Raw genomic sequence first — 12,824 nt, 5'->3', positions numbered from 1 at the left:
AAACTGGTCGTAGTAAAGCAATCGGCATTGTCTGTGTTTTCTATTCGTACATAAATACTTGTGCAGTCTTGGGCTATGGCAGGCTCGTAAGCGCTTGGGTCCGGGATGGCCGTGGCAGGGTCGCCGGCATCGGCTTCGGCTTGGCTCTCGTAGTACGAAAAGCTAAAGTCTGCCGGGTCTTGACTGCCCAATATTGTGGTTTCGTTTTGGGTGAGCTCTACCGTCTCTCCCCCACCTTGGTAACAGAAGTTGATGGGTTCTGCTTCGTTAGTTTCGGCTACTTCTAATGCAGTTATTTCAAAACTATTGTCGCTGGCATTACAGTTTCCTTCGTCTGTGTCGGAAACCCGTACATATATTGTCTGCCCGCCTGCTGTGGTGTTTTCAAAAGCATCTGGGGTGGTAATTGCATCGGTGCCGGCATCTGCATCGCCTTGGCTTTCAAAATATTCTACCTGGAAGTCAGCAGGGTCTAACCCATCTAACGCCAAAGCTTCATTGGCCGTTAAATCAAATATGGCAAAACCATCGTTATCATTGTCACATTCTTCGAGGTCGTCTAGGTTGGACCCAACGTTGATACTGCCTTCACAAACCTCAAAAGGTTCTACTTCATAACAGCCGCTAAGCGTTTCGTTAGTATAGCCTTCTACTCTTATATATACTGTTTCGCATTCTTCCGCGGAAGCTAATTCATATTCTTCCGGGTTTTCTATAGGGTTTACGCCTGCATCTGCTGCAGCTTGACTTGTGTAATAAGTAATTAAAAAGTTGTTCGGATCTTGATTTGCAGCTAATACATTATCATTATTAATTGTTAAATCGAAGGTTGTTATTGTAGAAACATTTCCGCACGTAAATAAATCTTCTGGCAAGACTTCTTCCGGCATTGGAGTAGGTTGAAATTCTACCACTACTTGATCTGTACTCTGACAAGCACCAAGGTACTCAAATTCTGCCGTGTAAGTTCCTTCTTCGGTAACTACTAAAGTTGGACCTGTTTCTCCCGGTATTACCGTCCCGTCTAGGTACCAAGTAATTACCACGCCTGGGATAACCGATAGGCCTATATCTAAAATAACTTCGTTACCTTGGCAAGTAGCTTCACCGTTCTCTACAGTAAGATCCCCCCCAAGGTTTACCTCACCAACATCAAAACTACCTGCTTCTAAAAAAACGGCAGAGTTGTAAGCTGTATCGTTTCTATCGGCTACAGCCAATTTAATATGATAAGTTTCGCCGGGCGTTACTGCAGATTGCGCCGTCATAAGTACCGTATTCCCTTTTTGATCTATGGGCGCAAAAGCTTCATTTTCTCCCCCGGCGCCATAGTATTTATCAAAATACAGAGGGTTTTCTGAACTACAGCTTCCATTATAGGCATCATCTCTTACTGTTCGTACCGACACCGGAGTATTTGTCCCCGGCACAAGAGCTATATTTTCTGTATTGCCGTTCTCATCGGTTAAAAAGAAAGCAAATATATCACTAAAACTGCATTGATACGTACCATACTCATCGGAAGAGAAAAGAAAATTAAAACTAATCTCGTCTGCAAAGGTCACAAAATCAAATTCTATAATTGAAGCATTTTCTGAATGTGAAGAATTATTGTTTTCTATGTCTTGTATTAGAGCTGTCAAATCCGGATCTCCGGGCCAGCCAGTGCCGCCAGAGCTCTGTATGCCGGTTTCCGGTCCGGGAACATCGTTCTCTGCGTGGCCGCTATATAGTACTATACCGCTTTCTATAGGAAAAGCAGAACCGTTACTATCAAAATAACCAATACCATTTACATCGCCAAAATCTGTTCCTGTACTGGAAGTAATATTAGAGATTTGCGCACAGGGGTTGTTAATTAGTACGTCTTCTACAAGTTCGTCTATCGTATAAAGATCTGAATCTACACTTACAAAATTTACCTCTATGGTAATATCAAAAGTGATAGAACTGGAACAGCCAGAAGGATCTACAACTGTAAGCGTAACTTGGTAAGTACCTACACTACCATAAGAATAGGTAACGGTTTCTCCAAAAGCACCAGAACCATCTCCAAAATTCCATTGAAAGATTGCACCAGAACCATCATTTTCAAAAAAAGCAGAGCCTTCAAAAGTTAGATCTACTAAAACCCCAGCTGTATAATTACCACCAGGAACTTCTGTAGCCGGACTAACACTAACAACTTCCGGATAAATTTGCTGACAAGGCGGCTCGCAAGAAATTTCGGCTTCCCAACCCGGTAAGGGCGAAAAATTACCATCTAAAACAAACTCGAAGGTTAAACAACCAGAAGGATTGGATGCGCTGGCTATTACTGTACCCGGATTATTAGATGCGGTATACGAACCAATTAAAGGTGCGGCGGTAGAATCTCCGTCATAAATATAGAGGTAATCTTGCCCGGCAGCAATTAAAAATTCACTAAAATCTACACGGGTTCTATCGCCATCTACATCGGGACATATAGTCATCGTTTTTGTTACTTCATCAAAAGAAGAATAAGTACCGTCTGGCCCACCTTGATCATAAAAATTGCCTGAGCATGTTTCTATGGTGGCATCTTTTATAATTATATCATTTTGCGCCAATACGGATTGCGAAAAAGAAAATAAGCTGGCAATTAAAAAAAGTAATTTTAATTTCATGTTTATAGTTTTAGCTATACTGTAATTCTATATTGGTTTCCAGAAAGCTGGTTAGACTTTCTGTTTTTAACTTTTCCAAACACAAAAAATTCAGTAAAACAAAAACATAAAATATGTAACTATTTTAAAGTAAAAAGCTGGTGTTTGGGGTAACTTTATCTTTAAAAGCGAAATGTAATAAATTTTTGCAAAATTCTTGTTAAAAATTGCAATGAATTCAGTATAAAAAAAACATACGCGAAAAAGAAAAGTAAAAACTGTATCTTTGCACCGCCAAAAAAGTTTAAGACAAACCCATGAAAATAGATAACATATTGGACGATATAGAAGAAATAGGCGACAACCACATTGGGGCTAGTTATGAGAACCCAATGCGCGAAGATGCTTTTGAAAAAAGTGATTTAGAAAAAATTGCCTCTATCAAAGAAGATGTGGCAAATATTATGGACACACTTGGTTTAGATTTAAGAGATGATAGCCTAAGAGGAACACCGCAAAGAGTTGCAAAAATGTTTGTAAACGAGATTTTTGCAGGGCTTAATCCAGATAGAAAACCAAAAGCTTCTGTTTTTAATAATCATTACAAATATGGCGAGATGCTGGTAGAGAAAAACATTACTGTTTATTCTACTTGTGAGCACCATTTACTCCCTATTGTAGGAAAAGCTCACGTTGCTTATATTTCTAGCGGAACAGTGGTTGGCTTATCTAAAATGAACCGAATTGTAGATTATTATGCAAAACGCCCACAAGTGCAAGAACGTTTAACCATACAAATTGTTAAGGAATTGCAAAAAGCTTTAGGGACAGACGATGTCGCTTGCGTGATAGATGCCAAACATTTGTGTGTAAACAGCCGTGGTATTAGAGATATAGAAAGCAGTACGGTGACCAGTGAATTTGGCGGAAAATTCAAAGAAAAAGACACCAAGCGAGAATTCTTAGATTATATAAAATTAGATACCGAATTTTAAACAATTTGTTTCTTTATTAGTCCTAAAATTTAGTTGTTTATGCCTTTATACGAAAATCAGAACCTTAAAATATATAATTCGCTCACCGGCGAAAAAGAAATTTTTAAACCTCTAACAGCCGGCTATGTTGGCTTATATGTTTGTGGCCCAACGGTTTATAACAAGGTGCATTTAGGCAATTGTCGAACTTTTATTTCGTTTGATTTAGTTTTTAGGTATTTAAAACATTTAGGCTATAAAGTAAGGTATGTACGCAATATAACCGATGCTGGCCATTTGGAAGACGACGCCGAAACCGGAGAAGATCGTATTGCAAAAAAAGCCAGACTTGAAAAATTGGAACCTATGGAAATTGTTCAAAAATACACCATAGACTTTCATACCATTTTACAAAAATTTAATAATCTGCCGCCAAGCATAGAGCCCACTGCTACCGGTCATATTGTTGAACAAATAGAAATTATTAAGGAAATTATAGACAACGGCTTGGCTTACGAAGCCAATGGCTCTGTATATTTTGATGTACTTAAATATCACGAGAATAACCATTACGGCATTTTAAGCAAACGCAAGTTGGAAGACATGATTGCCAATACGCGAGAGCTTACTGCACAGAGCGATAAAAGAAATCCGCAGGATTTTGCTTTATGGAAAAAAGCAGAGCCGCAACACATAATGCGTTGGCCATCGCCTTGGGGAGTTGGTTTTCCCGGCTGGCATTTAGAATGTACGGTTATGAGTACCAAATATTTGGGCGAAGAATTTGATATTCACGGTGGCGGAATGGATTTAAAATTTCCACACCACGAATGCGAAATCGCCCAAGGTAAAGCCGCTTCCGGCAAAGATCCGGTAAATTATTGGATGCACGCCAATATGCTTACTTTAAACGGACAAAAAATGGCAAAAAGCACCGGTAATAATATTTTACCGAGTGATTTGTTTAGTGGCGAAAACGACCAGTTGAGCAAGGCTTATTCGCCTAGCGTAGCGCGTTTTTTTATGCTGCAAGCTAACTACAGAAGCATTTTAGATTTTTCTGATGAAGCTTTAACCGCTGCAGAAAAAGGTTTTCAGCGTTTGATGGAAGCTATTGCCACCTTACCAAATCTTAAAACCCAAAAGGAAACCGATGGCTTAAAAGTAGAAAAATGGCGGGAAGAATGCTATAACGCCATGAACGACGACTTTAACAGTCCGGTACTTATTGCTAAACTTTTTGATGCGGTTAAATTTATTAATGCGGTAAAAGCAGAAAAAGCAGCGGTATCTACAGAAGATTTAGAGATACTTAAAGCTACTATGCACGCCTTTGTTTTTGATGTTTTAGGGTTAGAAACGGTTGCGGCGGTAGACAAAAACGATAAAAACACAGAACGTTTAAAAGAAGTTCTTGATTTATTAGTTGCTTTACGGAAAAGTGCGCGCGACAATAAAGATTTTGCTACCAGCGATAAAATTCGGGATGAGTTGGCCGCTTTAGGAATTACACTTAAAGACGGAAAAGAAGGCACAACCTATACTTTATAATTAACCCGGGAGCAATGGTATGTTTAAGAAAATTGTAATAGCGCCTTTTTTATTTTTGATTAAGGTCTACCAGCATTTAATTTCGCCACTTACTCCCGCTACTTGTAGGTTTCAACCAACTTGCTCCCATTATGCCACGCAAGCTTTAAAAACCCATGGTTTGTTTAGAGGTTTACTGTTGAGCATAAAACGTATTGGGCGTTGCCACCCTTGGGGCGGCTCTGGATATGATCCTGTACCACCCAAAAAAACAACTTAACAAGAATACCTCTACAAACCAAATCAAATTTCTATCTTTACAGCCTTAAAATAAATTTCTATCATGATAAATACTGCTATTGTTTGGGACCCTTCCAACGGTATAGACTTAGGATTTTTTGTAATTCGTTATTACAGTTTGATGTATCTAATAGCATTTACCCTGGGTTGGTATATTATGAAGAAAATTTATGCCAATGAAAATGTTTCCGAAGAAAAATTAGATCCTTTATTTATCTATACGGTTTTAGCCACCTTAATTGGCGCAAGATTAGGACACGTTATTTTTTATCAAACCGAATTGATCTGGCAAGATCCCCTATCTATTTTCTTACCATTTAGGTTTGTACCGGATTTTGAGTTTACCGGTTTTCAAGGCCTGGCTTCTCACGGCGCGGCCATTGGAATTATAGTCGCTATGTATCTCTATAACAAGAAAATTTTAAAGAAAAGCATTTTATGGATTTTAGACAGAATTGTAATCCCTGTAAGTATAGGTGGAGTATTTATACGAATTGGTAATTTTATTAATTCTGAAATTATAGGAAAACCTACCAACAGCGATTATGGCGTTATTTTTAAACAATTAGGCGAAGATTTTCCAAGGCATCCGGCACAATTGTATGAAGCCGGCTGTTATGTGATTGTCTTTCTAATTTTATGGTTAATATACTGGAAAACCGACAAAAAAGATAAAACCGGCTTTATATTTGGGCTTTTTCTTGTCTTGTTATGGACGGTGAGATTCTTTGTAGAATTTGTAAAAGAAGCGCAAGTAGTTGGCCGTGGAGAATGGGCGTTAAATACCGGACAATGGCTAAGTATACCATTTATATTAATAGGATTATTTTTAATTTTTAGAAGTGGCAAATACAAAACAAGCACTGCAAAAAATGTTTAATAATTTTCAAAAACTACTTCTTGGCTTTGCGCTAATTAGTTTGATTTCCTGTAAGGAAAAAACAAATAATAAAGAAATACATACCGCCGAAATAAGCTTTACCAAAGAAGCCGACCTCTATATTCTAAATAAAGAAAAAGATACTTTAAAACATTTGGAGATAGAGTTGGCCGAAGATTCTTACGAGCAACAAACCGGCTTAATGCACCGCCCGAGTATGAAAGAAAACCGCGGCATGTTATTTGTTTATCCAGATGAACAACCGCGACCTAATTTTTATATGAAAAATACGGCTATAGATTTGGACCTCATCTATATAAACGCGCAGCACAAAATAGTAGATTTCAATAAAAATGCCCAAGCTTTTAAAGAAAACTCTTTGCCTTCTGAAGCTCCCGCAAAATATGTTTTAGAAGTAAATGCAGACCGTGTAGAGCAATGGAATTTAAGTCTAGGAGATTCTGTTATTCTTAAAAAATAAGTCCGTTTTAAGCAGTTGTTTCTAATCCACCTTCCACATTTAATAGCCTTTACGGAACTACTTAGTACTATAAACAGTTTAGTAATGTTTATCGCTGCTAACTGAATTTATTTTTATCGGACAGCAATTGTTTTAGACATTTAACCCTCTAATGCTTTTATTTTAGGGATAGAACGGCATGCTTGAGCTCTTGCTTTTTTTGGTAAAAAAGCAAATCGAGTAGTGATAGCCCGATCTTTTTATGTTTTCTAAAAACGTAAAAAGGAAATACCCAAAATATAAACAAGCTGGGGCTCGAAATAAGCCTTTTTAATAATGAATTTACAAAGGATTATAATCTTACGCTCTAAGGGGCTTTGTTCATATTCTTTGCTTTAAGTTCCTCTCCCTCCGCTCGTAGGATACACTAGAAAACGAACTAAATTTTTTCATGAAAAAGACCTAAAAAATTCTAAACTTTTATAACTAGCTCAGGCTTTTTATTGAATAGACTTTTTACTTTCCAGATCTTTTCTGTAAAGCAAAAAAGGTTGTCAAAATTAATTGACAACCTTTTAATGATTTTATTCTAAAAGAAGACTCTTTAAGCAGTAACTTCTTGTTTATCTTCCTCTTCCTCTTCTTTTCTTTCACTCTTTAATAACTCGTCGCTTTTCTTTTTAGCGGTGTCATACATAATTGGCGTTGCAATAAATACAGATGAGTAAGTACCAATTAGCACTCCAACAATTAAAGCAAACATAAAGCCTCTAATACTTTCACCACCAAAGATGAAGATAGAAATTAATACTAATAAAGTAGTAAAAGAGGTATTAACCGTACGACTAACCGTACTGTTAATTGCCAGGTTTATGGTGTGTTTAAACTTCCAACCTGCGTGCTCTCTAAAGTATTCTCTAATCCTGTCAAACACAACCACTGTATCATTTAACGAGTAACCTACTACGGTAAGTATTGCAGCAATAAAGGCCTGGTTTATTTCCATATTAAACGGCATAATTTTATAGGTAAGCGAGAAAATACCAAGAATTATTACCACATCGTGGAATACTGCAACCACTGCTCCCAAACTAAATTGCCATTTTCTAAATCTGAATAAAATATATAAGAACACTACAATTAATGAGCCCAGAACTGCCCAAACAGAGGCGGTTTTAATATCGTCTGCAATGGTTGGTCCAACCTTCATAGAAGACATAACACCTACATTATTCTGATCATCAACCATTTTAAATTGATCATAAGTTAAACCATCTGGCATATAAGGTTGCAAGGTTTGATAGAGCATTTGTGCAATCTCATTATCTACGGCTGTACCTTCTTCGTCTACTTTATATTTGGTAGTAATTTTAAGTTGGTTATCTGCGCCATAAGTTTTTGCTTCTGCACTACCATAGGTTTGCACCAATTCGTTTTCTATTTCTGTAGCATTAACAGATTGATCAAAACGAACGGTATAGGTTCTACCTCCAACAAAATCTACCCCTTGGTTAAGACCATTAACGGCTAATGACCCAAGACTTACAATAAGTAAAACTCCTGAAATCACATAACTAACTTTTCTTTTTGTAATAAAGTTAATGTCTATATTTTTAAACAGGTTTTTTGTTGCTCCCGTAGAAAACGCTAAAGACTTACCATCTTTACCATAACCGTCTATAAATAAACGCGTTATAAAGATTGCTGTAAATAAAGAAGTACAAATACCAATTAATAATGTCGTTGCAAAACCTTTAATTGGGCCGGTACCAAATACCAACAATATTATACCGGTAAGACCTGTAGTTATATTGGCATCTAAAATAGAAGATAAGGCATTGCCAAAACCATCTTTAATGGCATCTATTTGCGCTTTGCCTTTTGCCAGCTCTTCTCTAATACGTTCAAAAATAAGCACGTTTGCATCTACAGACATACCAATAGTTAAAACAATACCTGCAATACCCGGTAAAGTTAGTACCGCGCCTAAACCTGCCAACACTCCAAAAATAAATAGAATGTTTAAAGCCAAAGCAACATCTGCAAAAATACCGGCTTTACCGTAATAAAAAATCATCCAGATTAACACTAAAATAAGTGCAATTACAAACGAAAGAATACCACTATCTATGGCTTCTTGTCCTAAAGACGGCCCTACTACTTCACTTTGTACAATATCTGCAGAAGCAGGAAGCTTACCAGCGCGTAACACGTTGGCTAAATCTTGCCCTTCTGTTACCGTAAAATCTCCAGAAATCTCGCTTCTACCACCTGCAATAGGTCCTGTAGTTACTCCTGGTGCCGAGTATACAATATCATCTAAAACAATGGCAATTTGCGAGCCTTGAGAGAAAGCCGTTCCGGTCATTTCTTCCCATTTTTTGGCTCCTTTTCCATTCATTTCCATAGAAACCGCTACTCTACCCATTTGGTCGTAGGTTTGTACGGCATCTGTAATTACGCTTCCGCTAAGGTCTGGTTCGTTTTGTTTATTCGCTTTAAGCGCATATAAATCTATCAACTCATTGCCTTCTACAGAAGAAGGAATTCCCCAAACAAATTTTGCGTATTTATGCTCTGTAGATAAAAGAGAGCGTATTTGCGGCATACGCAAATAGTCGTTTACTTGCGCGGTGTCTTTTAAACGGAAAGTAGCAATAATTGGACCACCGCTTCTTCCGGCACCAACTATTAAATCTCCCAAAGGCTCATTGGCTTGTTCAGCTTCTTCTTCAGAGCTTGCCAATAAATCTTCTATATCTTCGTCTTCTTCTACTTTTGTAGAATCTTGTGTTGTTTCTTTTTGCTCTTTTTTAGGCGCTTGCATCTGCTTTAATTTAGCATTTGCTTGGCTTAAAAATGGCATAAATTGTTGCCCCGGAAATACGTGCCAAAACTCTAATTGCGCTGTACTTTGTAAAAGGTCTTTAACTCTATCTATATCTTTAGCTCCAGGTAATTCTACCAAAATTCTACCAGAGTTGCCTAACCTTTGAATATTGGGTTGGGTAACGCCAAATTTATCAATACGCTTACGCAATACTTCAAAAGCAGAAGTAATGCTCTCGTCTACTTTACGTCTAATTACGCTTTGCACGGCTTCGTTAGACATGTCGTAGGTAACATCGTCACTAAGGGTTTTGTTCGCAAAAATATCTGGCGATGCCAAGCGGGCATCCGGTATTTTATTAAACTCCTGAAAAAACAATTCTAAATAATCGTCCTGACTGTCTTTCTGTGCTTCGTCTGCTTGCGATAAGGCTTTATTAAAAGAAGGATCTTGCGAGTTATTAGCAAGCTCTCGCAAAATGTCCTTTACGGAAATTTGAAGAATTACGTTTATACCGCCTTTTAAATCCAGCCCTTTGTTAAGCTCTTTATCTTTGGCATTATTGTAGGTAATACCGGCAAAGATATTATTGTTTCCAATAGAATCTAGGTAACGGTTTTCTACTTCTTCTCTTTTATCTGCGTAATCTTCTACATCTTTGCTAATTTTCTGATTAGCAAACGATTCCGCATCACTTTCTACGCCAGAGGTAATAAAAGTGAACGAAAGTTGGTAAACACATACCAACCCGAATAAAATTGCGAATAGTTTGATTAATCCCTTATTCTGCATTATCTTCTATTATTATTGATTTATTTTTTAAAAACGGACAAATATAGGGTTTCAAAAAAGAAATGCCAATTATTTTTTTAAGATAAATTTCACAAAAAAACAGACCGCCTAAAAAGCATCTTTGTATTTCTTTCTATTTTTAAATAAAAGTATAGAAAGAATAACAAATTTTGCTGCTTTTTAGGCAGTCTATCTTAAAGCTTAGCGCCCTATACAACTGTTTTTTAATTCTCTAAAAGGCCGTTGGTTTTTTTAACCGCTTCTGCGCTTTCTTGCATTTTTTTCTTTTCGGCATCGTTTAATTCTATTTCTACAATTTTCTCAATACCATCTTTTCCTAAAATTACAGGAACACCAATACACAAGCCTTCCAAATCATATTCGCCGTTTAATAAGGCAGAACAAGGAAACATTTTTTTCTGGTCGCAAGCAATTGCCTGTACCAAACCAGAAACAGCAGCTCCCGGCGCATACCAAGCGCTGGTTCCTAACATTTTTGTTAAGGTTGCCCCGCCTACTTTAGTATCCTCCGCTACTTGTTGTAAACGTTCTTCAGACAAAAATTCTGATGCCAGTACAGAGTTTCTAGTAGCCATACGGGTTAACGGCACCATACCTTTATCACTATGGCCGCCAATTACCATTCCGTCAACATCAGAAATAGGAGCTTCTAAGGCTTCTGCTAAACGGTATTTAAATCTTGCACTGTCTAAAGCGCCTCCCATACCTATAATTTTATTTTTTGGTAAACCGGTAGTTTGGTGTACCAAATAAGTCATCGTATCCATAGGATTACTTACTACTATAATAGTAACGTCTGGCGAGTGCTTAATAATATTAGCAGAAACTTCTTTTACAATATCTGCATTTATACCTATAAGTTCTTCTCGTGTCATACCAGGTTTACGCGGCACACCACTAGTTATTACTGCAATATCACTATTGGCAGTTTTAGAATAATCTTTAGTGCTACCGGTAATTTTGGTGTCAAATCCGTTTAACGAAGCGGTTTGCATCAAATCCATCGCTTTACCTTCCGCAAAGTTTTCTTTAATGTCTACAATTACCACTTCTGAAGCAAAGTTTTTAATTGCGATATATTCTGCACAACTTGCTCCTACCGAGCCTGCTCCTACTACTGTTACTTTCATTATTTTAATTTTTATAGATAATTTATACTGAATTCTAATTGGATTGCTAAAGTACAAAATTGATTTTTCTTTTCGGAAAAGCTAAGCGTTTATTCACAAATTAATAGCCAAAATTAAGACCTACGTTAACATTTTGATATTTTTGAAAACTATAAGCTGCATGCAATCTAAAAAAGCCCAATTTTAATTTTGTACCTAAGGTAGCATTTACTCCATTTACCGCTGTATCTACAGAATAGGGATTAACCAAAGTTTGCCCGTGCAAGGGTCCAGACTCTAAAGTATAAGTTCCTTTTAAAGAAGTGGTAGCATCTCCTTTTATATAACCCAGTCCGCCATAAAAGTTAATAACGGGCCAGTTGGTAGAAGCTATTGCGGTAAAAATCCAGCTAGACATTTCGGTTTCTATTGCTTGGTTGTTGGCTTGTATTTGTGTTTGCTCTAACGCATAAGAAGCTTCAAATTTATTATAGCCTACTAAGGCAGAAATTTTGATTGGAAAAATTTCTGGAGTTAACCAAGAAGTGAATTCATGTTGTAAAGCCGCTCCGTATAAATTGGTTTTAGCTCCGTCATATTCCAACTCTGGTAAAAACCTTGCTTTAACTTCAAAACCTTTAACTAAGCCAACACTTGCTTGCAAATATGCTGTAGGTAAAAAGTTTAGGTTTTCATCACCTAAACCTTGTGGCAGTGTAAAATTGGTGGTTTCTGTTCCATTTTCGGTTTGGTATTGCACGATTACTGTTTGCTCCATTTCGTTGTGACCTAAAACTGAAGCAACTGATTTGCTGGTAGCGCCATCCGGAAATTGAATATAATTATAGTCTTCTGTATTTAACCTAAAGTTCTGCTTTTCTTCCGGCACAAAAGCAACATTAGGAACTATAGATACCTCAAAATGCAATAACTTTTTTGCTTCTCCGGAATTGTACCAACCATTTGCCATACTATAAATTATGCCCTCAGAAACCGGAGCAATATAATTTTTACTAAATGTGGTGGCGTCGTCTAAACCTGCTTTTAAAATATTCTGAATATCGTCTTGACCGCGCAAATTACAACAGACCAAAACGAAACTTATAAAAATTAGTAAAGGTCGTTTCATAATAATTGAATTTAATTAAAGTTAGTTTTCTTAAAAATACGAACTAACCCGACAAGTAGTTAAAAAACTTACTATTTACCGAACAATAGGCTAATAAAATCGTTACAATATAAATAAAAGCGCAATAAAAAACCTGTGCTTAATAAAAAACACAGGTTTTCTAACTTTAGAA

At 37.0% G+C, this 12,824-nt stretch carries 9 protein-coding genes; 5 read left to right on the top strand and 4 right to left on the bottom strand.

Features of this window, described 5'->3' with window-relative positions; translation table 11 throughout:
- Positions 1–2,648 (bottom strand): choice-of-anchor L domain-containing protein (locus tag FKR84_RS11890; RefSeq protein WP_141422535.1); only part of this gene is annotated, 2,648 nt, incomplete at its 3' end.
- A 296-nt stretch (positions 2,649–2,944) separates the two neighbouring features.
- On the opposite strand from FKR84_RS11890, the gene folE reads away from it, so the two are divergent.
- The 5 genes from folE (at position 2,945) to FKR84_RS11865 (ending at position 6,792) form a co-directional block, all read left to right on the top strand.
- The gene (gene folE, locus FKR84_RS11885; RefSeq protein ID WP_233357762.1) at positions 2,945–3,622 is read left to right on the top strand and encodes a GTP cyclohydrolase I FolE; all 678 of its coding nucleotides are present in this window, start codon (positions 2,945–2,947) and stop codon (positions 3,620–3,622) included.
- Positions 3,623–3,661: 39 nt separating this feature from the next.
- On the top strand, positions 3,662–5,152 hold the full coding sequence (gene cysS, locus FKR84_RS11880; protein WP_141422534.1) for a cysteine--tRNA ligase: 1,491 nt from the start codon (positions 3,662–3,664) through the stop codon (positions 5,150–5,152).
- A gap of 19 nt (positions 5,153–5,171) precedes the next feature.
- Entirely contained in the window at positions 5,172–5,411 is a 240-nt protein-coding gene (gene yidD, locus FKR84_RS11875) for a membrane protein insertion efficiency factor YidD (protein ID WP_141422533.1), read from the top strand.
- A gap of 63 nt (positions 5,412–5,474) precedes the next feature.
- Positions 5,475–6,311, top strand: a complete 837-nt coding sequence (gene lgt / locus FKR84_RS11870) for a prolipoprotein diacylglyceryl transferase (protein ID WP_141422532.1) — start codon at positions 5,475–5,477, stop codon at positions 6,309–6,311.
- Complete coding sequence (locus FKR84_RS11865) at positions 6,304–6,792, top strand: DUF192 domain-containing protein (protein WP_141422531.1); 489 nt, start codon at positions 6,304–6,306, stop codon at positions 6,790–6,792. Before lgt ends, FKR84_RS11865 begins: the two co-directional genes overlap by 8 nt.
- A gap of 583 nt (positions 6,793–7,375) precedes the next feature.
- Here FKR84_RS11865 and secDF read toward each other — a convergent pair.
- The 3 genes from secDF to FKR84_RS11850 all read right to left on the bottom strand — a co-directional run bounded on the left by secDF (position 7,376) and on the right by FKR84_RS11850 (position 12,652).
- Positions 7,376–10,393 (bottom strand): protein translocase subunit SecDF, encoded by a 3,018-nt coding sequence (gene secDF / locus FKR84_RS11860; RefSeq protein WP_141422530.1) that lies wholly within the window; start codon positions 10,391–10,393, stop codon positions 7,376–7,378.
- A gap of 224 nt (positions 10,394–10,617) precedes the next feature.
- Positions 10,618–11,544, bottom strand: a complete 927-nt coding sequence (gene mdh / locus FKR84_RS11855) for a malate dehydrogenase (RefSeq protein WP_141422529.1) — start codon at positions 11,542–11,544, stop codon at positions 10,618–10,620.
- 100 nt (positions 11,545–11,644) lie between these two features.
- Complete coding sequence (locus FKR84_RS11850; protein WP_141422528.1) at positions 11,645–12,652, bottom strand: DUF6588 family protein; 1,008 nt, start codon at positions 12,650–12,652, stop codon at positions 11,645–11,647.
- Positions 12,653–12,824: the final 172 nt, after the last annotated feature.

This window comes from Haloflavibacter putidus (assembly GCF_006546625.1).
Classification (GTDB): Bacteria; Bacteroidota; Bacteroidia; order Flavobacteriales; family Flavobacteriaceae; genus Mesonia; species Mesonia putida.
The sequence above is the reverse complement of the archived record's forward strand: the minus strand, read 5'-3'. Positions and strand labels throughout refer to the sequence as shown.